Below are 23639 nucleotides of genomic sequence, written 5' to 3' on the forward strand. Positions count from 1 at the left end.
TCGGCCTCGACTACGAAGGTGCAGTTGCTACCTAGCGAGGCTTGATGACGACTGGTGCCACCCTGACGCATGCCCGCGGACCCGCCACGGAAAGCTCTCACGCTGACCTGCTGCGCGCGATCCGGGAGGCGGGATTGCTGGAGCGGGCTCGCCCGTTCTACTTCGGGCTGGTGGCCATCCTGACCTGTTGCCTGCTCGGTGCGGCCACGGGCGGCGTCCTGCTCGGGACGTCGTGGTTCCAGTTGCTGATCGCCGGCGTCCTCGGCGTCGTCTTCACCCAGTTCGCGTTCTTCTCCCACGAGGCGGCTCATCGTCAGGTCTTCGCCTCGGGCGTCCGCAACGACCGAGCCGCCCTGTGGATCGGCTCCGGTCTGGTCGGGCTCAGCTACTCCTGGTGGATGTCGAAGCACAGCCGGCACCACGCCAACCCGAACATGGTCGGCCGCGACCCCGACATCGAGCCCCGGGCGCTGGTCTTCGAGCCGGCGGACGCCCTGGCCCGGCGGGGGATCCGAGGCATGATCACGCGCCGTCAGGGCTACCTGTTCTTCCCGATGCTGCTGCTGGCCGGGCTCGGCCTCCACGTCTCGGCGATCAAGCACGCCTTCCGCCGCAACAGCACCGCGGGCAATCTCGAGCGGGCCCTGCTGATCTTCCGCCTCGGGGTGTACCCGGCGGTGATCATCGGGCTCCTCGGCCCCGGCATGGGCGCCGCGTTCCTCGGCGTCCAGATCGCCACTTTCGGCGTCTACATGGGCCTGTCCTTCGCCCCGAACCACAAGGGGATGCCGATCATCTCGGCCAAGAGCAAGCTCGACTTCGTCCGCAAGCAGGTGTTGACGTCGCGCAACATCAAGGGCCGCGGGATGACGACCTTCTTCGGCGGCCTGAACTACCAGATCGAGCACCATCTCTTCCCGAGCATGCCCCGGCCGCACCTGCCGCGGGCGGCCACCCTGGTCCGCGAGCACTGCGCCCGGCTCAAGCTGCCCTACACCGAGACGACCTTCGCGCAGTCGTACGCCCGGGTCGTCGAGTACCTGAACCGGGTCGGACTCGGCGCCGCCGACCCCTTCGACTGCCCAGCCGCCCGCTCGCTGGGCTGACCCCTCCTCCCTGCCGAGTTGTCAGAACCGAGTTGTGCCATAGGGCTTCTCACTTCTGACAAGTCGGTCAGGGGAGCCGGGCCAGCTCCGGTCGAAGTCGATCAAGGTCCGGACCGGTCGAGGTGATCATGAACCGGTGGGCTCCGACGGCATGCCGTGGATCCAACCGGCGGCGTCGTCGTGGCGCCAGTCCTGGCGGCTCTCCTCGTCGACGCTGACCGCGGTCAGCCACCAGGTGGCGTCCGGATCCCAGCCGGCGATCACCGAGCTGAGCTCATCGGACACCTCGATCGCGCGGCCGGCCGTGCTGAGATAGCCGGCCGTCGTCAGGTGCACGCCGGCGTAGTCGGCGGCGACGCCGGCCCAGTCCGGGAGGCACCAGCGACCCTCCCGTCCGGTGGCGCGATACCAGTCGTGCCGGCGATCGGCGGTGACCTCGAACGGATAGCGTTCGCACAGGTCGGCCCAGGCCCGCGGACCGTCGATCTCGTACACGATCGCGTCGTCCGGGACGACGACCCGGCGCACGGTGCCCCGGTCGCGGCCGAGATCGTCCTCGATCAACCACAGGCCGACCGGACCCTGCGGCTCGAGTCGGCGCGTGGTCCGGCCCAGGTCGGCCGGCGGCATCGACCACCAGGTGCCGCTGATCGTCTCCCGCGGGTCGGCCGGACGATCACGTCGAGCCCTCGTCTCGTCGGCCAGTGCCTCGGCGCGCCACCGGGACAGCACGGCGCCGGCGCCGCCGGTGACCGCTCGGGGCCGGTCCGGGAGCTCGACCAGCCACTGGCCGGTCCGGTCGATCGGGGTCGTCCACCAGGCCGCGCCCGGTGCGTCCGCCACCGTGGCCGCGGTCCGTCGCAGCGCCTCCGACACCTCCGGAGTCGCGCCCAGGACGTCCATCCCGTCGGGCTCCTGCCAGTAGCGGGCGTTGGCGACTGCGGCGTCGAGGGCGTCCAGCAGGGCGGCCTCGTCCGGGGTGTCGACGATCACCCGGTCGAGCAGCCGGGCGACGTCGGCCGGCGTCGACGGTGGTGGCGGGGGCGGCTCGCCGGCACCGGCGCTGACGATCGCCACCGACGCCACTTCCGGTTCGAGGGCATGGGCGGCCCAGAACAGTGCCCCGTTCAGCTCGTCATGGGTCGGTGCGGACCCGACGATCCGTTGGATGAGTTCGAGGCAGAGCCGTCGACCGCGAGGGCCGCTCAGCAGTTCGGCGGGGTTGATGGACACGGCGCCACCCTAGTGTCGTGAGTCAGTGATGCGGCACCGCTTTTGTGAGCACCGTCGCCCTCAGCGCACATCCTTGCTCGAGGCCGCGAAGGTGTTGCACTGCCGGATCTCGCGGTAGCGGAAGCCCTGGAGCCCCCAGCCGAGCCGATGGTCGGCGGACCCGTGCGTTTCCGAATCGCTGCTCACCTCGAACACCTGACGCGCCACGGACCCCGAGACCCGGCCCGACTGCTTCATGGCCAAGCCGGAGAAGCAGTTGGCCTGGAGCTCCGTTCGGCGAGACAGTTCCAGCACCTTCGACCCGGACGCCTCGTACCGCAGCATGGCGTAACCGGCCAGGATGCCGGCCCGCGCCTGGATGTGGTGACCGAGTTCGTGATCGACCGTCTTCAGATAGTTGCCCCAGGTGAGGTAGGTCCGGTTGCGCGGCGCGCCGAGCCCCTTCTCCATGTAGATCTGCTGGTTGGCCGAGCAGTAGAAGCCCGCGTACTGTCCGGCCGCGACCGTGCCGCAGGGTGACTTGGCGCTGCCGCTGTAGAGCCGGAGCTTGACCTTCGTGGCCTGGAATCCGGCCCGGGCCAGCGGCGTCTTCCACATCGCGGTCGCGCAGTCGGCCATGATCTGCATCCCCGCCAGCAGCTTCCGCTCGGACACGTTGCCGTACGGGCGGGCGCCGAGCTTCGGCATCTTCGCGCAGCGTGATCTGGACACCTTCTGGCGATACACCGCGGCCGCCTTCGACGCGGCGTCGGCTTCGCTGGAAGAGTGCGGTGGATCCGGCAGCGGGACCGGCGCGTAGCCGCGCTGCGGCTCGAGATGCGCCGGGCGCTCCGGCGGTGTCGAGCTGGGCGGCCGGCTGGCCGGCGGTCGGCTGGCCGGGTCCGAGGCGGTGGGACGTGGTGCCGTCGTGCGTCGGGAAGCGGTCGGGAGCGGGGGCCGGGTCCGGCTCGGCGGGGTCCAGCCGGTCGGGTCGTCCGACGCCGTCGGCGCGACGAAACCGTAGTAGTAGATCCCGATCGCACCGCCGCCCAGGGCGACCAGGAAGACGAGGGTCAGCAGCACGATCTTCAGCCCGGTCGGCAGCCCCGCGCGCGGCGGGCGGCGGGGCGGCCAGGGCGGGGGCGCATAGCCGGGCGGCGGCGGGGGCGGGTAGCCGGGTGGTGGAGGCGGGTAGCCGGGCGGAGGTGGCGGTACGGGAGGCCGGCCGCCCACCGCCTGCCCCGTGGCCGGCGGCTGATGCCAACCCCACGGTTGGGCGGCTCCCGGTCGCTGCCACGACTGACCGGACCAGGCCGGCGGCTGACCGGCCGGCGGCCCACCGCCCCACGAGGGGTGCGGTCCTGAGCCCATGGTGTCGTCCTCCGTCGGTCGCCGCTTCTTCCGACCGGGAGCCTAACCAAGGTCACTGACGCGCCGCTGACACGATCCGGCCCGCGTGTTCCTGCGGCGGGCCGGTCTGATTTGATGATCATGGATGGAGGGCCTGTGACCAGCTGGAGCGAACGCCGGGTCGCCGCGGCGGACACGATCGAGGAACTGCGTCGGATCGCCCGCCGCCGGACCCCGCGAGCCGTGTTCGACTACACCGACGGCGGCGCGGAGGAGGAGATCTCGTTGCGCCGGGCCAGGACGGCGCTGCAGCAGATCGAACTCGAACCGCGCCGGCTCGGGGTGGTGGGCGAGGTCGATCCCAGCACGGAGATCCTCGGCCGGTCGGCCGCGCTGCCGCTGGTGCTGGCCCCGACCGGCTACACCCGGATGATGCACCACGAGGGCGAGGATGCGGTGGTGCGGGTGGCCCGGTCCGTCGGGCTGCCGTACACGTTGTCGACGATGGGGACGCGGTCGATCGAGGAGGTCGCCGCCGTCGGCCCGGACGTGGACCGCTGGTTCCAGTTGTATCTGTGGCGCGATCGCGCGGCCAGCCGGGATCTGATCGATCGGGCCTGGGCCGCCGGCTACCGGACGCTGATGCTGACCGTCGACACTCCGGTCGGCGGCCTGCGGTTGCGCGACGTGCGGAACGGGCTGACCATTCCGCCGGCGCTCACCGCCAGGACCTTGATCGACGGCGCGCTGCATCCGCACTGGTGGTTCAACTTCCTCACCACCGAGCCGCTCACGTTCGCCTCGATGCGGGCCTGGACCGGCACCACCGAGGAACTGCCGAACCGGTTGTTCGACCCGTCCGTGACCTGGGCCGATCTCGACTGGCTGCGGCAGACCTGGGACGGGGAGTTGTTGATCAAGGGCATCCAGCACGTCGCCGACGCCGGCGCGGCGATCGCTGCCGGCGCCGACGGGATCGTGCTCAGCAACCACGGCGGCCGGCAGCTGGACCGGGCCCCGACGACCATCGAGCAACTGCCCGTCGTGCGCCGCGCCCTCGGCCCGGACGCGACGATCTTGATCGACGGCGGCTTCCGCTCCGGCGCCGACCTCGCGGCCGCGATCTGCCTCGGCGCCGACGCCGTCATGATCGGCCGGCCCTACCTGTACGGCCTGATGGCCGGCGGCGAGGCGGGCGTACGGCGAGCGCTGGACATCCTCGACACCGGCCTCCGCCGGACCATGCGCCAACTCGGCGCCACCACCCTCGCCGACCTCCGCTCCCGCGCCCGCCCCCGCACCCCCTGAAGACCCCGAGTTGTCAGACTCTCACCACGCCATAGCGTGGTGAGAGTCTGACAACTCGGGGTTGGAGGGTGGGTCAGGCGAATTCGGGCATGATCTTGTCGTGGATCAGGCGGAGCTGGGTGTTGACGTCGGCGACGCCTTCGATGTCGCGGCCCATGAACGTCTTCACCAGGGTGGCGTCGGTGATCGCCAAGATCATGTGGTTGACGCCGGCGGCGGCGATGTCCTTCAGCTTGGCGACGCACTCGTCCGGGGTGCCGGCGATGGAGAGGGTGTCGCCGATCTCCGGGGTGGTGGCGTCGATCGAGCCGGCCAGATCACCGGCGCCGAGCTTCTCGATGATCGGGGCCATCGCCTCCGGCTGGATCCCGTTGCGCTGCAGCTGTTCCGCCGGCATCGCCGAGGCGTAGAGACCGACCATCGAGCGGGCCGCGTCCTTGGCCACGGCCGAGTCCTCGCCGGTGGCGAACACGACCCAGGCGGCGATGTCGAGTGAGTCGACGTCCTTGCCGGCCCGGTCCGCGCCGATCTTCATGTTCTCGTACATGTACTCGTACGCCTCGCGGGTGTAGCTGAGCGCGTGATGGCAGCCGTCGCTGAACTCGGCCGCGACCTGGAACGACCGCGGCCCGCGCATCGCACCGAGCTTGACCGGCAGATGATCTTGGACCGGCCGGGCGAAGGAGAACAATCCCTTGTAGGTGTAGAACTCGCCGTCGAAGGTGATCGCGCCCTCGTCCAGCAGGGTGCGCACGACCTGCGCGCCCTCCTTGGTCCGGGACAGCGGCTTCTGGGTCGACCAGTCGATGCCGTACTGCGCCAGCAGGCCGAAGTTGCCCGACGACAACACCACCTCGGCCCGGCCGCCGGTCAACTCGTCCAGTGTCGCCGCCGCCTGCGCGATCAAGGTCGGCTCGCGCAGCGCGACGGTGGACACGCTCGGGCCCATCCGGATCTGCGTGGTCTTGTCGGCCGCGGCCGCGAACAGCAGCCACAGATCCTTGTGCCAGGTCTCGTCCGCCGCATAGACGGCGTGGAAGCCCAGCTCGTCGGCGAGCTTGATCGACTCGATCGACTCGGCGAGCGGGTAGTCGGGAAGGGTGACGTAGCTGAACTTCACGATGACCTCCTGGTCAGGATTCACTGAGTTGAGTTGAGGTTGACCCGGCGGCCCGGTGCAGCCGAGCCGACCGCGTCGCCGTACGGCGCGTCGCCACGCTCGTACGGCCGGCCGAGGACGAGATAGACCACGCCGATCCCGATCACCACCGCCGCACCGAGAACGACGATCCAGTTGTCGTACCAGGGCGCGTCCGGGGTCCGCGGCCAGGCGATGTTGATCATGGCCAGGACGCCGTACGCCAGGGCGCCGATCGTGACCGGGAGACCCCAGCGGCCGAGCCGGAACGGGCCGCCGGGCCGCCAGCCCTTGAGCCGGGCCCGCAGGGCGGCGAGGACGACCATGTGGAAACCGAGATAGATCCCCAGCGTTGCGAACGAGATGATCTTGGTCAGAGCTTCGGAGGAGACGATCGAGACCGCGACGATGATCGCCGGCACCGCGGCCGCGACCACCATCGCGTACGGCGGCACGTGTCGCTTGGGGAGCACCGTACGCAGCGCCTTGGCGCCGATGATCATCCCGTCCCGGGCGTAGGAATACATCAGCCGGGAGGCCGCGGCCATCAGGCTCAGGGTGCAGGAGAGGAACGAGATCAGCACGACGGCCAGCACGACCCGGCTGCCGACCGGGCCGAACGCGGTGGTCAGGATGGTGCCGATCGGGTCGGCGTCGGCGCCGGAGATCACGGCGCCGAAGTCGGACACCGCGAGGATCAGCGACAGGCAGACGAACATCGCGGCGGCGCCGCCGACATAGATCGTCATCCGCATCGCCTTGGGGATCCGCCGGGTCGGGTCGGGCACCTCCTCGGCGACATCGCCGCAGGCCTCGAAGCCGTAGTACTGGAAGATGCCGATCAGCCCGGCGGCGAAGAACGCGCCGAGATAGGCCTCGGGTGGGGCGGAGCCGAAGGTGTCGAACAGCACCTCGAGGCCGTGGTGGCGCTGGCTCAGCAGCAGCCAGCCGCCGACCACCAGGGCGCCGAGCAGTTCGGCGCCGAATCCGATCATCGCCGCGTACGCCAGCCACTTGGTGCCGCCGAGATTGATCAACAACGCCACCGCGATCAGGATCAGGGCGCAGAGCACCGTCGTCGCCACGCCCGGGACGAAGGCGAACAGAGCCCCGAGATAGGGACCGGCGCCGTACGCGACCCCGGCGATCGTCGCCAGCAGGGCGAACAGATAGACCCAGCCGGTCATCCAGGCCCACTTCCGGCCCCAGAGCCGGCGGGCCCACGGATAGATGCCGCCGGCGACCGGATACTGCGAGACGATCTCGCCGAACACCAACGCGACCAGCAGTTGGCCCAGGCCGACGATCACCAGCGACCAGAACATCGGCGGGCCGGCGGTGGCCAGCGACACGGCGAACAGGGTGTAGATGCCGACCACCGGCGACAGGTAGGTGAAGCCGAGGGCGAAGTTGGCCCACAGGCTCATGTCACGCTTGAACTCGGACTTGTAGCCCAGGGCGGCAAGGTGCGCCTCGTCGTCACCGTCCGGCGGGCCGAGGGCGTAGTTCGGGGCCAGGCGCCGGGACGTGTTCAGCGCGCGGTTGCCGTCATGGCTCATCGTCCACCTCGCGCAGCAACTCGGAGCCGGTGATCACCCGCTCGGCGAAGTGCCGGTGCATCCAGTCCAGATGATCATGACGAGAGTTCATGATCCGCAGTGAATCCCAGTTGGGGAAGGTCTGCTGCAGCACCCAGCGCTCCATCAGCCGCGGGTCGACCTCGAACAGGTCCGGATGGGTGGTCACCGCGACCTCGCTGACCCGGGTGGCCGGCGGCGGCGCGTGCTGTTCGGCCCGCCGATAGCCCACTCCGGGCCGGTGATCATTCATGGCTCGTCCTTCCCCTCAGGGCGTCGAGCGCGGCCAGCGGATCGTCGGCGTAGGCGGCGTCGAGCAGATATTTGCCCGGATTCATGATGTTGTTCGGATCGACGGCCCGCTTCAGATCGAGCATCAGCTGATAGCCGCGGCCCAGCTCGTCCGGCACCAGGTCGACCTCGCCCTCCCGGCACGAGCCGTGACAGGCGCTGATCGACCCGTCGTGGGCCAGCGCGACCGCGGCGATCTGCCGCTTGGTCTGCACCCATTCGGCCCAGGCGTCGTCGTTGAGCTGCTGTTCCCAGATGCCGATGTCGATCTCGGTCAGGTAGTCCACGCCGGTGTCGGACGACGTGTAGGCGAACATGCCCCAGTCGTCGAAGAGGTCGGTCTTGCGGCGCAGCTCGGCGACGATCTCGTGCCAGGCCTTGGTCACCGCGGGCAGCCGGGTGTAGTTGATCGCCGCGTCCTCGCAGTGCCAGCTCATCGGCACCACTTGGCCGTCCCGGGTCCGGCCGTGCAGCGGGGTGGCGTAACGATCATGACGCGCGGCCCAGTCGCCCTCGGAGATCTCGTCGCCGAGATAGCGGGCGCCGTGCTCCTTGGCGATCTTGAACAGGCGTCGCCCGGCCGGCCGCACCTCGTCCTCGTAGCCGTACATCACGGCACAGACCAGGGCCCGGACGTCCTTCGGCTGCGGGATGTACGCCTCGTCGTCGCGCCGCAGGTAGGCGACCTTCCACTCGTCGAACAGCACCGCGCCGGCGAACGTCGCGACCCCCGCCCGGGCCAGGGCGCCGACACAGCGGTACGCGTCGTCGTAATTGTCGAACGCCCAGAACGGCGACAGCTCAGCCTCCGGCTTCGGATACAGCTTGAGGGTGGCCCGGGTGGCGACGCCGAGGGTGCCCTGATGGCCCATGAACAGGTGCTTCAGCTGGTAGCCGGAGGACGACTTGCTGATCTTGTGGCCGATCCCGTCGCCGACGTGCAGCACCTCTCCGGTCGGCAGCACATGATCGAATGACAGCACCAGATCCCGGGTGTGGCCGTAGCGGGCGCCGATCAAGGACCAGCCGGAGGTGCCGATCCGGCCGCCGACCAGCGAGCACGGGTAGGACGCCGGGTCGTCGGGATAGATCAACCCGTGCCGGCCGAGCTCCTCGTTCAGCTTCAGCATGTTGATCCCGGTGCCGACCGTCACCGTGCGGTTCTCCAGATCCAGCTGGTGGATCTGGTTCATCCGCTTCACGTCCAGCACGATGCCGCCGCGCAGCGGCACCGCGCCGTCGGTCAGCCCGGTGCCGCCGTCCCGCGGCACGATCGGCACCCGGAGCTCGTTGGCGATCGTGATCACCTGGGCGACCTGCTCGGTCGAGGTCGGCAGCACGGCCAGGTCGGGCACCCGCTCGGCCCACCGGTGCACCGGGAACGGCGCCGGCACCCGGGCCCGGTTGTAGCGGTCGGTGCGGCTGGTCAGGATCTGTTCCTCGGTCAGCACGGTCCGCAGCCGCCGCACCACCTGGTCGAGTTGATCTTGGCCGGGACGCTCGGTGACGACGGTCATGATCATTCCTCCCGACCAGGTGCCGCCGGAGCAGCGGGCCCGCAGCCGCAGCTGCCGCCGGCACAGCCGCCGCGGCGATCGCCGACCTCGCCCCGGCTGCCGCCGACGGTGATGCCCAGCGACTCGGCCAGCAGCTCGTGGATGTCGATCACGTCGATGTTCCTGGCCTCCCCGGCCTCGGACAGCGGCCGCTCCGACCACGGGCAGGCGCTGACCAGCAGGTCGGCCCCGGTCTGCGCCGCGTGGTCCAGCCGGCGGGCACTGATCGCCGCCGTCAGCTCCGGCTTCTCCACCGGCAGGCCGCCGCCACCGCCGGAGCAGTACGACCACTGGGTGACCCGGTCGACGTCGTTGAAGATCAATCCGGGGATGGCGCGCAGGATCTCCCGGGGCTCCTGCCAGATCCCCTTGCGCTTGTTCAGCCGACACGGATCGTGGTATGTGATGGTCCGCTCGATCGAGACGTTCGGCGTCAACCGGCCGTCCCGGATCAGCTCGGCCAGCAACTCGACGACCAAGATCACCTCGATCTCGTACTCGTCACCGAAATACTTCGGATAGTCCTCGGTGAAGGTGATGTAGTCGTGCGGGTCCAGCACCAGCACCCGCTTGGTGCCGGTCGAGCGCCAGTTGTCGAGGTTGTGCCGGGCGAAGCGTTGCGCCTGATCGACGTAGCCCATCTCGGCCGCGGGTCCGCCGCAACACCACTGCTCATCCATCAGCCCGAACTCGTACCCGGCGAGTCTGAGCAGTTGCGCCACCGCCCGCGGCACCGCGGTGCGGTAGAAGGCAGCCTCGCAGTCGACGAACAGCACGGTCTCGCCGCCGATCGGAAGCTCAAGATCATCGGCCCAGTCGCGGACCGTCTCCTGGCTGACGTCGACCTCGCCGAGCACCGGCTCGTGGGTCCGGCTGTTGGTCCGCTCGTTCCAGGTCCGCCACCCCGACTGGTGGATCCCCTGATCGACGGCGAGCGCGCGGACCGCCTTCACCACGTCGACCGTGCGGGTCCGGAACCGGTAGAAATCGCCGGTGAACAAGGTGTTCGGGCAGCGCAACTCACAGGCGCCGCACTGGGTGCAGTTGACGTAGTCGGCCGCGATGTCGGCCACCTCGAGCTGGCCCTGCTCCAGCGCGATCACGTTGGCGTGAAAGGCGGTCGGGGTCCAGGACTCGTTCCGGGTCACCTGCATCACCGGGCAGACCTCGCGGCAGAACTTGTGCCCCGACGAATAGCAGTTGTACGAGGCGTTGCGCCACTGCTCGACGAACTCGCGGGTGGTCGGATCCGGCAGGTCGACCGGCGTCGAGCGGGCCAACGTCTCGGGGAATTCGGCCAGGCTCGGATCGTTCGACGGCGCGCCCGGAGTGAACGGCCGGGCCAGCGCGTCATCGCGCGCCGGCGCCTCGTTCCGGGCAACTCCGGCTGGGGTGGTTCGGGGGTCGAGCTGAGTCACGGGACCTCCTGTCGGCAGTGACCTGTCCCTGGGGAGGGTGGTGTCGAGCGGTGACCTACTGCGCGGCACCCAGGCACGCATTGGACTGCGTTGTCGTCGGCGTCCGTAGAACACCGCTACGACCTTCTCCTCCGCCTTGTCCAATGCGTACCTGGGCACCTGCTCGCTACGGCCACCGCTCGACACCACCCTCCCGGCTTCCGCTAAAACCTATGAGACCATAGGATTAAGTCTCTCTTCAAGGCTTGACCCGGGTCATGTCGCCAGAGACGGGCCCTGAGATCGAGGAGGATTTCCCATGCCCCAGCCAGCGGCGACCTCGAACGCGACGGATGCGTCGGCCGACTATGCGGTGATCAATCCGGCGACCGGCGAGCGGCTGGCCGACTATCCGACGATCACCGACCCCGAACTGAGGGACGCGATCGGGTCGGCTACGGCCGCCCACCGCCGCTGGTCGGCGACCCCGCTGGCCGAGCGGACCGCGGTGGTCGGCCGGGTCGGCGACCTGCACGAGGAGCGGCGCGACGAGCTGGCCGCGATCATCGTGCGGGAGATGGGCAAGCCGGTCGAACAGGCGCTGGGCGAGGTCGACTACTGCGCCACGATCTATCGCTACTACGCCGAGCACGGTGAGCGGTTCCTGGCCGACGAACCGATCGAGCTGCTCGACGGCGACGGGTCGGCCCTGATCCGGTACTCCTCGTTCGGCGTGCTGCTCGGGGTGATGCCGTGGAACTTCCCGTACTACCAGGTGGCCCGCTTCGCCGGCCCGAATCTCGTGGCCGGCAACACGATCCTGCTCAAGCACGCGCCGCAGTGCCCGGAGTCCGCCTCCGCGCTGCAGCAACTGTTTCTCGACGCCGGGCTGTTGCCCGGCGGCTACGTCAACCTGTTCGCCAGCAATGATCAGATCGCCGAGGTGATCGCCGACCCGCGGGTCGAGGGGGTCTCGGTCACCGGCTCGGCCCGGGCCGGATCGGCGGTCGCCGCCACCGCCGGCCGGCACCTGAAGAAGGTGGTGCTGGAGCTCGGTGGCTCCGATCCGTTCCTGCTGCTCGCCACCGATGATCTCGACGCGGCGGTGCAGGCGGCGATCGACGCCCGGCTGGAGAACAGCGGTCAGTCCTGCAATGCGGCCAAGCGATTCATCGTGCTGGACCCGCTCTACCAGCCGTTCCTGGAACGGTTCACCGCGGAGTTCACCAAGATCAATCCCGGCGACCCGACCCGGCCGGACACCGCACTCGGCCCGCTCTCCTCGGCGGCGGCGACCGAGCGGCTGCAGCATCAGGTGGCGCGCGCGGTCGAGCAGGGCGCCTCGCTGGTCTCCGGCGGCGAGCGGAGCGGCAACTTCTTCCCGCCCACCGTGCTGACCGACATCACCCCGGAGTCCGAGGCGTACGCCGAGGAGTTCTTCGGCCCGGTCGCGGCCGTCTACCGGGCCGGCTCCGAGGACGAGGCGGTGGAGATCGCCAACGGCACGCCGTACGGTCTCGGCTCCTACGTCTATTCCAGCGACTCCGAGCAGGCGCTCCGGGTGGCCGACCGGCTGCAGGCCGGGATGGTCTTCGTCAACGTGGTCGGCGCCGACAGCGCCGAGCTGAGCTTCGGCGGCGTGAAGCGATCCGGCTTCGGCCGGGAGCTCGGCCGGCTCGGCATCGGCGAGTTCGTGAACAAGAAGTTGATCAGGATCGGTGGCGCTGCCGGGGGCGAGGAGTCATGATCAACACGGCGCGGCGGGGCGGCCCGTCGCTGCCGCAACGCCGGGTGCTGCGGACCGAGCTGCCGGGCCCGCGGTCCCGGGAACTTCTGCAACGCAAGACCGCGGCCGTGGCCGCCGGGGTCGGGATCACCCTGCCGGTGTTCGTCCAGGCCGCCGGTGGCGGGGTGGTGGTCGATGTCGACGACAACGTGCTGATCGACCTCGGCTCCGGCATTGCCGTCACCACGATCGGCAACTCGGCGCCGGCGGTGGTGGCCGCGGTGACGGATCAGATCGTCCGATTCAGCCACACCTGCTTCATGATCACCCCCTACTCCGGCTACGTCGAGGTGGCCGAGGAGCTGAATCGGCTCACTCCCGGTGATCATGCCAAGGCCACGGCCCTGTTCAACTCCGGCGCCGAGGCGGTGGAGAACGCGATCAAGATCGCCCGCCGGCACACCGGACGGCCGGCCGTGGTGGCGTTCGACCACGCCTATCACGGCCGGACCAACCTGACCATGGCGCTGACCGCCAAGGTGCAGCCGTACAAGGACGGCTTCGGTCCGTTCGCGCCGGAGATCTACCGGGTGCCGGCGTCGTACCCGTTGCGTGACGGGCTGTCCGGGGAGCAGGCCGCGGAGCGGGCGATCGGGATGATCGAGAAGCAGATCGGGGCGGACCACCTGGCCGCGATGATCATCGAACCGATCCAGGGTGAGGGTGGCTTCGTCGTGCCGGCGCCGGGCTTCCTGTCGGCGCTGGCCGGCTGGGCCGGCGATCACGGAGTGGTGTTCATCGCCGACGAGATCCAGACCGGCTTCGCCCGCACCGGCGACCTGTTCGCCTGCGAGCACGAGGGCGTGGTCCCCGATCTGATCACCACCGCGAAGGGGATCGCCGGTGGGTTGCCGTTGTCCGCCGTGACCGGCCGGGCGGAGATCATGAACTCGGTCCACGTCGGCGGGCTCGGCGGCACCTACGGTGGCAGCCCGGTGGCCTGTGCCGCCGCCCTGGCCGCGCTCCGGACGTACGTCGATCAGGAGCTGACCCGCCGGGCCCGCGAGCTGGAATCGATCATCCTCGCCGAGCTGTCCGGATTGCGAGACGATCCGCGGGTGGGCGAGATTCGCGGTCGGGGCGCCATGATCGGGCTCGAGATCGTCGACCCGGACGGGAGGCCGGATCCGGAGCTGACCGGCCGGATCGTGGCCGCCGTGCACGCTCAGGGCGTGATCCTGCTGACCTGTGGCAGCTTCGGCAACGTGATCCGGCTGCTGCCGCCGCTGACCATCCCGGACGACCTGCTCCGCGAGGCGTTGGGCGTGCTCCGCGGAGCCTTCCGGACCGCGTGAGCCGGGTCGTCGGTCGGCGGAAGGCGCGTCGTGGGAGAGAATGGCGGCGTGAGCACGACGCAGGCGCGCGGCTTGGTGCCGTCCCGAATGCGTACCGCCATCTTGCTGCCCGTCGGCGACGAGGGCCGGGTCGAGCAGGTCGAGCAACGGCTGATCCAGGCGGTGACCGGCGGCGTCCTGCGACCCGGCGAGCGGCTGCCGTCGGAGTCGGAGCTGGCCCGGGTGCTGCGGGTTTCCCCGGTCACCGTGCGCGAGGCGCTCGGCCTGCTGCGCGACCGCGGGTTGATCACCACCAAGCGCGGGCGCTCCGGAGGCAGCTTCCTGACCGAGGCCGCCGACCCGATCCTCTTCGCCCGCGAACGGCTGCGCCGGCTGACCCGGCTCGCGCTCCGCGACCTGAGCGCGCACTACGCGGCGATCGGCTCCACCTGTGCCGCCCTCGCCGCCCGGCGGGCCCGGCCGGCGGAGGTCGACGCGATCCGGCGCCGGCTCGCGGCAGCAGCGGCGGACCATGATCAGGAATGGTCCGGACACCTGGACGAGGCGGTGCTGGAGCTGACCTCGCTCGGTCAGTCCGCCCGGCTGACCCGTGAGCAGATGCGGTTGCAGGCTGAGTATTCGCCGCTGCTGGCGCTGATCGGCGACGATCGCCGGAAGCCGCGGGAGAAGGCCTTCCGCAAGGTGCTGACCGCGGTGGAGCGGGGCGAGGTCCGGGCAGCGGGGGAACGATTCGCGATCATGACCGAGCTGGACCTGGCCAGCCTGATCGAGATCCAGCAGGATCTATCCCAGGACTGAGTCGAAGGGGACGTCACCGTGGGGAAACGTACGCAACGCCGGCCGGCCGTGGCGCGGCTGGTCTGTGACTTCTTCGATGCCGCCTTCGCCGCCCTGGAGGCGTGGAAGGCCGACTTCGCGAGCGACCTCGAGGCGGCGACCGACGAAACCCTGCTGACCACGGCCCGGCTGGACGACATCGTCCGGCCTTATGCCGCGACGACGTTGAGCGAGACCAGGGTCCCGGTGTACGGGGCCGGGTTCATCGCCGCTATCGGGTTGCTGCGCGACGCCCGGGGCCATCTCTCGTGGTGGCAGGGGCCGGACCGGGAACAGCTGTCGCTGGCCTGGTCGATCATCAACAAGGAGCATCTCGACTACAGCGAATTCGAGTGGTATCGGGTGCCGATGATCACCGGGAAGGCCCATCTCAGCGGACCCAGCGTCGACTATCTCTGCAGCGACGAATACACGATGACCATCGCCACTCCGGTCACCATCCGCGGCAGCTTCGCCGGCGTCGCCGCGCTGGATCTGCTGGTGGACAGCGTGGAACGCCAGCTGGTCCCGCTGCTGCGCCGGGAGTCGAGCCGGGCGACCTTGATCAACAGCTCCGACCGGATCATCGTCTCCACCGACCCGACCCTGGCCGCCGGCGACTCGATCGGCCGGACCGGCACCGACGCGACCGAACGCCACTCCTGCGGTTCGCTGTCCCTCCTCCTCGGCTGAACCGGCGAAAATCGGCTCAGCCGAGCCGGAAGACGCCGGCGTCGCGGGCCGGGACGGTCACCTCCAGGGTGTGATCATCGACCGCCTTCGCCTCGGCGGATCGGAGCGCCACGACGGAGGTGATCGCCGCCGACGCGCCGGACAGCGTGATCGTCGGCGTGATCGGCTGCCGGGTCGGGTTGAGCACCCAGAGGTAGCGGCCGCCGTCGCCGTCGGACAACCGGGCGTAGCTGCGGCGGTCGGAGGTGATCACCTGTTGCTCGCGGCCGGCCCAGCCGAGCAGGTCGGCGAAGAACCGCTCCCGGCCGGGTTCGGGGTGCCGGGCGAAGCCGGCGCCGGGGAAGGTGCCGATCAGCCGGGTCCGGCCGTCGCCGTAGGCGTGATCAACGGCGGCGATCCGGCCGTCGTCGTACCAACCGGACGCGGTGCCGGTGGTCGGCCGGTAGGCCTGCAGGAAGGTCGATCCGTGGAGTCGGGCCCCGTCGACGGTGAGCTCGAGGCCGTCCAGCAGGTCGGGGGTGAACTCGACATAGTCCTCCGCGGCGCCGAACAGCTCCTCCAGCCAGCCCGGCCGCCGATAGGCGACCCGGCCGCCGTCGCCGAAGTAGCCGGGGCAGCCCTCGCTGATCAAGGTGCCGCCGGCCTCGACCCAGGCGGTGATCTTGGTCCGGTACGTCTCCGGGACCATGATCGGATAAGGCAGATAGAGCAGTTCGTACTCCTCGAGATGATCGATGTGCACCCAGTCGGCCTGGATGTTGCCGGCCAGGAACCCGGCGTACGCGCCCTCCATCGCCCGCGCGTAGTAGTCGGTGTGACCCTGCTGGGCGTACGCGAACAGCTGTGAGTCGGGCAGGTAGATGATGCCGAGGTCGCCCTTCACCGGGGCCGACCGCCACAGCCCGGCCTGCTCGGGCGCGTTGGCCCAGGTCGCCATCTCCTTCATCGCCGCCGAGCGTTCGGTCCGGGAGCCGTCCATGCCATAGCCGCCGAAAGCGCCGAACAGCGGCCCGTCGACCAGCGGCCGCCAGCGCAGGTAGAGGACCCCGCGGGCGCCGCCGGCCATGCTGACCAGGTTCCAATAGCGGACGTCGTCCGGGGTCGCGATCCGGCCCTCGTCGCGCGGCTTGTTGATCACCTGCGGCTGCATCCAGAGCGGGCCGGCGTAGGACTCGGCGTGCCAGAACGGCTTGCCCCGGGAGGCCGCCCGGACCAGATCGATCGCGTGCAACTGTCGCCACGGTTCGTCACCGTGCCGGGACGAGCCCCAGGTCATCCCGTACGACTCGACCTCGGCCGCGGCCCGCCAGTCGTCGGCGCCGCCCGGCGCCATCTTGGTCAGGCTGGCCGCGATCCCGTGCGCGGTGATCTTGTTCCTGCTGTCGATGCCGCGCAACTGCTCGATCCGCCAGCGCATCAGGCCGTAGGCGTTGTCGAGCCGGAACCGGAGCCAGTCGAGCTGATCGGGATAGGCGCCGCCCACGCCGCGCGGCGGCTCGATGTCGGCCCAGTCGGCGAAACTGGGCCGGCGCCACGCCCGGCCCACGGCGCGGGGCGACTCGTAGCGCTCCTTCAGCCAGTCGCGGAACCGGTCCAGGGTGGCGGGGCAGAAGCAGGTGTCGGCCGCGTAGTTGCACTCGTTCCAGACGTCGTAGCCGCCCATCCCGGGATGATCGTGATAGCGGGTTGCCAGCGCGCGCAGGAAGTTGCCGGCGAGCTCGCGTACCCCGTCATGATCAAGGCACAGCCCGGGGAAGCCACCGGTGGCGCAGCTGCCACCCATCTGCGGCCGGACCACACTGCCATCGGCGCGGACATAGCGGGCCTCCGGGAACTGGCGGAACGCCCACTCCGGGGCGTTGTTCATCATCTCGGCGATGATCGTGGTGATCTTGTTCTGCGCCGCCAGGTCGAGCTGGGCGTCGTAGTCGGCCCAGTCGTACTCGCCGGGAGCGATCTCGATCGCGGACCAGAGGAACCAGTGCCGGAAGATGTTGCCGCCGTCCTCCGCGGCGACCGCGTAGTCGCGCTCCCAGTCCTCCTCCGGTGGGTGGGACTTGCGGAAATACACGGCACCGTACGGATAGCCCTGGAGTTGATCACTGGTGGTCATCGAGCATCGCTTCCTTCGGTCGGGGTCGTCAGGCGGAACGCAGGCGGGGGTCGGGTTTGGGGGCGGCCGCCAGCAGTTCGCGGGTGTAGGAGTGCTGGGGATCGCCGAAGATCTGTTCGGCCTCGCCGAGCTCGACGATGTCGCCGGCATACATCACGGCGACCCGGTCGCAGATCGACTCGACCACGGAAAGATCATGGGAGATGAACAGGTAGGTCAGGTTGAGCTCGATCCGGAGCCGTTCCATCAGCTCCAGCACCTGGGCCCGGACCGACATGTCCAGCGCCGACACGGCCTCGTCGGCGATCACGCAGGTCGGGTCGACGATCAACGCCCGGGCGATGCCGATCCGCTGCCGCTCACCGCCGGAGAACGCGTGCGGGTAGCGCCGCAGATACCGTCGCGGCAGCCCGACCCGGGACAGCATCTCGGCCACCCGGTCCTCCAGCTCCGATCCGGCGGCGAGCTTGTTGACGATCAACGGATCGCCGATGATCTGCAGGATCGTCAGCCGCGGATTGAGCGAGCCGAACGGGTCCTGGAAGACCATCCGGACGTCCTGCTGGAACCGGCGCCGGACCTGCCGGTCGGCCGTGACGATGTCGACCGGAGCGGCGGAATCCCTGTGATACAACACGCTTCCGCTGTCCGGTTGGTAGGCGCCGACGATGCAACGGCCGAGCGTTGTCTTGCCGCTGCCGGATTCGCCGACCAGCCCGAGCACCTCGCCGCGGTGCAGCTCGAGCGAGACGTCGGTGAGCACCTGATGGTGGCCCTTGACCCTGGCGAACACCCCCGACCCGCGGATCGGGAACCGCTTGGCCACCGACCGGACCTTGATCAGCGGAGTTTCGGGTGCGATGGGGTCGGGCGCAGTCTCGACCAGCTGCAGCCGTCGGGTGCCGGGTTTGGGCAGCGAGGCCAACAACCGCTGGGTGTACGGATGCTCCGGCTCATGGAAGATCGTGTCGACCGGTCCGCTCTCGACGATCTTGCCGTGCCGCATCACCGAGACGTCATCGGCCATCTCGGCGACCACGCCGAAGTCGTGGGTGATGAACAGCAGAGCCAGGTTGCGCTCGGCCTGCAGGTCACGCAGCAGCCGGATGATCCGGGCCTGGGTGGTGACGTCCAGCGCGGTGGTAGGCTCGTCGGCGATCAACAGTTTCGGCTCGGCGCTCAGCGCCACGGCGATCATGGCCCGCTGGCACATGCCGCCGGACAGTTGGAACGAGTAGGCGGACATGCAACCCTGCGGATCGCGGATGCCGACCCGGTCGAGCAACTCCACCCCCATCGCCGCGGCCTGCTTCTTGGTCAGCTCGCGGTGATTGCGGATCGCCTCGACCAGATGATCACCGATCGTGTACATCGGGGAGAGCGAGGCCATCGGCTCCTGGAACACCATCGCGATCTCGGCGCCGCGGATCGACCGCATCCGCTTGCTCCGCGGATCGATCGTGGTCAGGTCGACGGCCGGATCGGTGCCGGACCACAGCACCGAACCGCTGACGATCCGGCCGGGGGACTCGATCAGTCCGAGGACGGAGCGGGCGGTGATCGACTTGCCGGAGCCGGATTCGCCGACCAGGCAGTGGCACCGGCCGCGGCTGACCTCGAAGCTGATGTCGTCGACCGCCTTGACCGTGCGGCCGTCCAACTCGAAGTAGGTCCGCAGGCCGTCGACCCGCAGCAACGGCGGCTCGGCCGCGAGCGTCCGCGTCGGTGACTCAGCGGTGGTAGGGGTCTGCGGCATCGCGAAGCCCGTCTCCTAGGAAGTTGAGTGCCAGCACGGCGATCACCACGGCCAGGCCGGGGATCAGCAGCCACGGCGCGGTGGCGACCGCGCGGATGTTCTGCGCCGCCTGCAACAGCACGCCCCAGCTCACTGCCGGCGGGGCGAGCCCGAGGCCGAGGAAGCTGAGCGAAGTCTCGGCGATGATCATGCCGGGAATGGACAGGGTGAGCTGGGCGATCAGGTGGCTGGTGAACGACGGCAGCATGTGCCGCAGCGTGGTGCGCAGCGCCGAGTTCCCGTCCAGTTGGGCCGCCAGCACGAACTCGTCCGAGCGCAGTGCCAGGAACCGGCCGCGGACCACCCGGGCCAGCCCGGTCCAGGCGACGATGGCCAAGATCACGGTGATCGCGAAGTACCGCTCGATCGGCCCCCAGGAGGTCGGCAGCGCGGCCGCCAACGCGAGCCAGAGCGGCAGCGTCGGGATTGACATGAAGAACTCGATCAGGCGTTGGATCGCGTTGTCCACCCGGCCGCCGAAGTAGCCGGACAGCCCGCCGAGCAGGATGCCGAGGACGAATGCCAGCAGCACGCCGATCAGCCCGACCGACAACGAGATCCGGGTGCCGTAGATCAATCGGGACAACAGGTCGTGTCCGTTGGCGTCGGCCCCGAGCAGGAAGAAGGGACGGCCGGCCTCGACCGGCCCGACCAGGTGCACGTCGCTGGGGATGATCCCGAACAGCCGGTACGGCTCGCCGCGGACGAACAGGCCGACGTCGATCCGTTGGGTCAGGTCGACCGCGTAGCTGATCGCATTGGTCTGCGGATCGACGGTCGAGGTGTAGTCGTACACATGCAGCCCGAACCCGCCGTCGCCGACCAGGTGCAACTGCTGCGGCGGTGCGTACGCATAGGACGCCAGCAGGGTCTCCGGCCCGGCCGGCGCCAGGAACTCCGGGATCAGGGCGACCAGATACATCAAGATCAACACGATCATGCTGACGAAGGCGATCCGGTGCCGCCGGAACGCGCGCCAGAACAGCCGGGCCGGCGAGGCTTCCGGCAGTGCGGCAAGATCATCCTCGGGGCGGGAGTCCGGGTCGGCCGGGAGCTCCTCGACCGCCGTGCCGGGGGCGCCGGGCATCGTCATCGGTGATCACCTCTCATCAGATCGACCTCAGCCGGACGCGCGGATCGAACCAGGCCAGCACGATGTCGGAGATCAAGGTGCCGATCACGGTGAGCACCGAGACGATCAGGATGATCGACCCGGCCAGATAGGGATCCTGGGCCAGCAACGCCTCCAGCAGCAGCGGCCCGGTGGTGCGCAGCGACAACACCTGACCGACGATGATGTCGCCGGTGAGCACCGCCGGGATCGACCAGCCCAGAGTGGAGATGAACGGGTTGAGCGCGATCCGGACCGGATATTTGAGCAGCAGCCGGCGCTCCGAGGTGCCGCGGGTGCGGGCGGCGACGACGTACGGCTTGTGCAGCTCGTCCAGCAGGTTGGCCCGGAAGATCCGGAACAGGGCCGCGGTGTGAGCGGCCCCGATCACCAGCACCGGCACCCAGAGGTGGGACAGCAGGTTGAGGAACTTGCCGAAGTTCCAGGACGCGTCCACCCACTCCGGTGAGTAGAGCCCGCCGACGCTCATCCCGAGGAACTGCGAGCCGAGATACATCATGATCAGCGCGATCAGGAAGCTCGGCGTGGCCAGGCCGAGGAAGGCGAAGCCGCTGAGCACGTAGTCCAGCACCGAATACTGCTTGACCGCGGAGATGATCCCGACGTAGAAGGCGACCGCCCAGGTGAAGATCAACGTGGCGATCGCGACCACGATGGTCAACGGCAGCCGGTCGGCGATCAGACCGGCGACCGGGGCGTTGTAGAGGAAGGACTGCCCGAGGTCACCGCGCAGCAGATCACCCATCCAGTTCAGGTACTGCACGAAGAACGGGTCGTTGAGCCCGTAACGTGCCTCCAGCGCGTCGATCTGCGCCTGCTGCAGGGTCTCGCCGTTCGCGGCCATCTGGGCGGCCAGCGCGGTGGCGTAGTTGCCGGGCGGCAGCTGGATCAGGCCGAACGACACGATCGAGATCACGATCAGGGTCGGGACCATGTAGAGCACGCGGCGCAGCACAAAGTTGATCATGAGCGGCCATCACCGGTCGAGGGCCAGGACCAGGCCGTCCCGGGCCCCGACCGTGACCTGCAGCGTCCGCTCGGACACCGGCTCGGGTTCCGCGTCGCCCCAGAGCAGTCGGGACTGAGCCACCGGGTCGAGTTGATCACCGAGCGTGATCCGGCCCGACTGCTCGGCGCGGGAATGGTTGAGCAGCCAGAGGAACCGGCCGCCGTCGCCGTCGAACAGGCGCGCGGTGAGCCGTCGGTTGGTGGACTCCAGGATCGGCGCGACCCCGGCCCAGTCGAGCAGCCGGCGGAAGTAGCCGCGGGATCCCTCGGTCGCCTCGGCCAGGTAGCCGGCACCGGGGAAGGTGCCGATCAGCCGGGTCCGACCGGCCCCGTGGACGTGATCCACGGCGGCGACCGTCCCGTCGTCGTACCAGCCACAGGCCGTGCCGCCGGCGGTCCGGTAGCTCTGCCGGAACACCCCGCCGCGGATCCGGTCGCCGGCGACGTCGAGCTCCAGGGCGGTCAGCAGGTCCGGCGTGAACAGCACCGACTCCTCGACCGCGCCGAAGACCTCGGTCAGCCCGTGGTTCGGTTGGCTGGTCCCGACCCAGCCGTGATCACCGAAGTAGCCGGGACAGCCCTCGCTGATCAAGGTCCCGCCCGCGTGGACCCAGTCGGCGATCCGGCGGGCATGATCGGCGGTGAGCATGATCGGGTACGGCAGGTAGAGCAGCCGGTAGTCGTCGAGCTGATCGAGATGGACGAAGTCGGCCTGGAAGTTGTTGTCGAAGAAGCCGCGGTAGGCGCCGCGGACGGCCTTGGTGTAGGTCGTCGCGTCGCCCTGCAGGGTGAGGTCCAACAGCTGGGCCTCGGGCACGTAGACGATCCCCAGCTCACCGCGGACCGGCGCCGACCGCCACAGGTCGGCCGTCTCGGTGGAGTTGGCCCAGCGGGCGATCCGGCCGGCCATCTCGGAACGCGGGGTGCGCGAGCCGTCCATGCCGTAGGCACCGAACGCGCCGAACAGCGGACCGTTCAGCAGTGGCCGCCAGCGGGGATAGAGCAGGCCGCGGGCGCCGCCGCAGAACGTGGTCAGGTTCCACAGTCGAAGATCATCGGCCTCGGTCACCCGGCCGTCGTCCAGCGGCCGGCCGGGCACCTGCGGCTGCAGCCAGAGCGGCCCGCCCTGGGCCTCGGCGTGCCAGAAGTCCTTGCCGCGCGAGGCGGCCCGGGTCAGGTCGACGGCGTGCAGGTGCTGCCAGTCCGCGTCCCCCTGCCGGGAGGCCACCCAGGTGAAGCCGTAGGAGTCGACCTCGGCCGCGGACCGCCAGTCGTCGGCCCCGTTGTGGGCGCTGGAGACGAGCGAGGCGGCGATGCCGTGCGCGGTCACCGGATGTTGGTCGTCGAGTTTCTTGATCAACTCCACCCGCCAGCGCAGGTGGTCGAAGGCGTTGTCGGCCTGGAACTCGAGCCAGTCCATCGCGTCGGCGAAGGCCTGCAGCTGGCGCGGCGGCGTGATCTGGTCCCAGTCGGTGAAGCTGTGCCGGCCCCAGGCCCGGCCGAGGGTGCGCAGATCGCCGTACTTGAGCTTCAGCCACTCCCGGAACCGGCTCGCGGTCGGCTCGAGATAGCCGGAATCGGGCACGTAGTTGCACTCGTTCCAGACGTCGTAGCCGCCGAGGGCGGGATGATCGCGATAGCGGGTGACCAAGGCGGTGAGGAACCGGCCGGCGGCCTCGCGCACCACCTCGTCGTCGAGCGACATCGCGTGGAATCCGCCGGTGACGCAGCTGCCGCTCATCTTCGACTCGTGCTGCCGGCCGTCGGCATGGACATACCGCGCCTCGGGCCGCTCGTGGTAGAGCCACTCCGGCACCGCGGTGATCATCTCGGCGATGATCGTCGTGATCTTGTGCTGCTCGGCCAGCTCGAGCTGCCGGTCGTAGTCGGCCCAGTCGTACTCTCCGGGAGCGATCTCGATCGCCGACCAGAGGAACCAGTGCCGGAAGATGTTCATCCCGTCCTCGGCGGCGGTCCGGTAGTCCCGTTCCCAGTCCGCCCGCGGCGGATTGGACTTGCGGAAGTAGACGGCGCCGTACGGGACCCGCGGCAGCGGATTGATCATG

18 protein-coding genes are annotated in these 23639 nt (G+C 69.6%); 6 read left to right on the forward strand and 12 right to left on the reverse strand.

Features of this window, described 5'->3' with window-relative positions; translation table 11 throughout:
• Positions 1-44: 44 nt before the first annotated feature.
• Positions 45-1106, forward strand: coding sequence for a fatty acid desaturase family protein (locus tag FNH24_RS04775; RefSeq protein ID WP_152360998.1), 1062 nt, complete (start codon positions 45-47; stop codon positions 1104-1106).
• A gap of 126 nt (positions 1107-1232) precedes the next feature.
• Here the strand turns inward: FNH24_RS04775 and FNH24_RS04780 are convergent, their stop codons facing one another.
• Together FNH24_RS04780 and FNH24_RS04785 are read right to left on the reverse strand one after the other, a co-directional pair.
• Positions 1233-2339 (reverse strand): hypothetical protein, encoded by a 1107-nt coding sequence (locus FNH24_RS04780; protein WP_152360999.1) that lies wholly within the window; start codon positions 2337-2339, stop codon positions 1233-1235.
• A gap of 60 nt (positions 2340-2399) precedes the next feature.
• Entirely contained in the window at positions 2400-3689 is a 1290-nt protein-coding gene (locus FNH24_RS04785) for a neutral zinc metallopeptidase (RefSeq protein WP_152361000.1), read from the reverse strand.
• A gap of 135 nt (positions 3690-3824) precedes the next feature.
• Here FNH24_RS04785 and FNH24_RS04790 point away from each other — a divergent pair, with 135 nt between their 5' ends.
• Entirely contained in the window at positions 3825-4976 is a 1152-nt protein-coding gene (locus FNH24_RS04790) for an alpha-hydroxy acid oxidase (RefSeq protein ID WP_246186749.1), read from the forward strand.
• Between the two features lie 73 nt (positions 4977-5049).
• On the opposite strand, the gene FNH24_RS04795 is transcribed toward FNH24_RS04790, so the two are convergent.
• Genes FNH24_RS04795 through FNH24_RS04815 form a run of 5 tightly spaced genes read right to left on the reverse strand, consistent with a single transcriptional unit; the run spans position 5050 to position 10956 of the window.
• Entirely contained in the window at positions 5050-6096 is a 1047-nt protein-coding gene (locus FNH24_RS04795) for an LLM class flavin-dependent oxidoreductase (protein ID WP_152361002.1), read from the reverse strand.
• Positions 6097-6116: 20 nt separating this feature from the next.
• Positions 6117-7673, reverse strand: coding sequence for an APC family permease (locus tag FNH24_RS04800; RefSeq protein WP_152361003.1), 1557 nt, complete (start codon positions 7671-7673; stop codon positions 6117-6119).
• Positions 7663-7944 carry a hypothetical protein gene (locus FNH24_RS04805; RefSeq protein ID WP_152361004.1) on the reverse strand — a complete coding sequence of 94 codons (282 nt, stop codon included), beginning with the start codon at positions 7942-7944 and terminating at the stop codon, positions 7663-7665. The genes FNH24_RS04800 and FNH24_RS04805 overlap by 11 nt, the downstream gene beginning before the upstream one ends.
• The gene (locus tag FNH24_RS04810; RefSeq protein ID WP_152361005.1) at positions 7937-9499 is read right to left on the reverse strand and encodes an FAD-binding oxidoreductase; all 1563 of its coding nucleotides are present in this window, start codon (positions 9497-9499) and stop codon (positions 7937-7939) included. Before FNH24_RS04810 ends, FNH24_RS04805 begins: the two co-directional genes overlap by 8 nt.
• A 2-nt stretch (positions 9500-9501) precedes the next feature.
• On the reverse strand, positions 9502-10956 hold the full coding sequence (locus tag FNH24_RS04815; RefSeq protein WP_217428040.1) for a (Fe-S)-binding protein: 1455 nt from the start codon (positions 10954-10956) through the stop codon (positions 9502-9504).
• A gap of 298 nt (positions 10957-11254) precedes the next feature.
• Here FNH24_RS04815 and FNH24_RS04820 point away from each other — a divergent pair, with 298 nt between their 5' ends.
• The 4 genes from FNH24_RS04820 to FNH24_RS04835 are packed head-to-tail and all read left to right on the forward strand — an operon-like array spanning position 11255 to position 15525.
• Positions 11255-12682 (forward strand): NAD-dependent succinate-semialdehyde dehydrogenase, encoded by a 1428-nt coding sequence (locus FNH24_RS04820; protein WP_152361007.1) that lies wholly within the window; start codon positions 11255-11257, stop codon positions 12680-12682.
• Entirely contained in the window at positions 12679-14016 is a 1338-nt protein-coding gene (gene gabT, locus FNH24_RS04825; RefSeq protein WP_152361008.1) for a 4-aminobutyrate--2-oxoglutarate transaminase, read from the forward strand. The genes FNH24_RS04820 and gabT overlap by 4 nt, the downstream gene beginning before the upstream one ends.
• A 48-nt stretch (positions 14017-14064) precedes the next feature.
• Entirely contained in the window at positions 14065-14814 is a 750-nt protein-coding gene (locus FNH24_RS04830; RefSeq protein WP_152361009.1) for a winged helix-turn-helix domain-containing protein, read from the forward strand.
• A gap of 18 nt (positions 14815-14832) precedes the next feature.
• On the forward strand, positions 14833-15525 hold the full coding sequence (locus FNH24_RS04835; protein ID WP_152361010.1) for a cache domain-containing protein: 693 nt from the start codon (positions 14833-14835) through the stop codon (positions 15523-15525).
• Positions 15526-15541: 16 nt separating this feature from the next.
• Here the strand turns inward: FNH24_RS04835 and FNH24_RS04840 are convergent, their stop codons facing one another.
• Genes FNH24_RS04840 through FNH24_RS04860 form a run of 5 tightly spaced genes read right to left on the reverse strand, consistent with a single transcriptional unit; the run spans position 15542 to position 23638 of the window.
• The gene (locus FNH24_RS04840; protein ID WP_161605995.1) at positions 15542-17638 is read right to left on the reverse strand and encodes a beta-galactosidase; all 2097 of its coding nucleotides are present in this window, start codon (positions 17636-17638) and stop codon (positions 15542-15544) included.
• A gap of 28 nt (positions 17639-17666) precedes the next feature.
• Positions 17667-19394: an ABC transporter ATP-binding protein gene (locus FNH24_RS04845; protein WP_152361012.1), complete on the reverse strand. Its 1728-nt coding sequence runs from the start codon at positions 19392-19394 to the stop codon at positions 17667-17669.
• The gene (locus FNH24_RS04850; RefSeq protein ID WP_152361013.1) at positions 19369-20526 is read right to left on the reverse strand and encodes an ABC transporter permease; all 1158 of its coding nucleotides are present in this window, start codon (positions 20524-20526) and stop codon (positions 19369-19371) included. The genes FNH24_RS04845 and FNH24_RS04850 overlap by 26 nt, the downstream gene beginning before the upstream one ends.
• 16 nt (positions 20527-20542) lie before the next feature.
• The gene (locus FNH24_RS04855; RefSeq protein ID WP_152361014.1) at positions 20543-21532 is read right to left on the reverse strand and encodes an ABC transporter permease; all 990 of its coding nucleotides are present in this window, start codon (positions 21530-21532) and stop codon (positions 20543-20545) included.
• 9 nt (positions 21533-21541) lie between these two features.
• Complete coding sequence (locus FNH24_RS04860; protein WP_152361015.1) at positions 21542-23638, reverse strand: beta-galactosidase; 2097 nt, start codon at positions 23636-23638, stop codon at positions 21542-21544.
• Position 23639: the final 1 nt, after the last annotated feature.

It is taken from the genome of Microlunatus speluncae (genome assembly GCF_009299835.1).
GTDB classification, from domain to species: Bacteria; Actinomycetota; Actinomycetes; order Propionibacteriales; family Propionibacteriaceae; genus Microlunatus; species Microlunatus speluncae.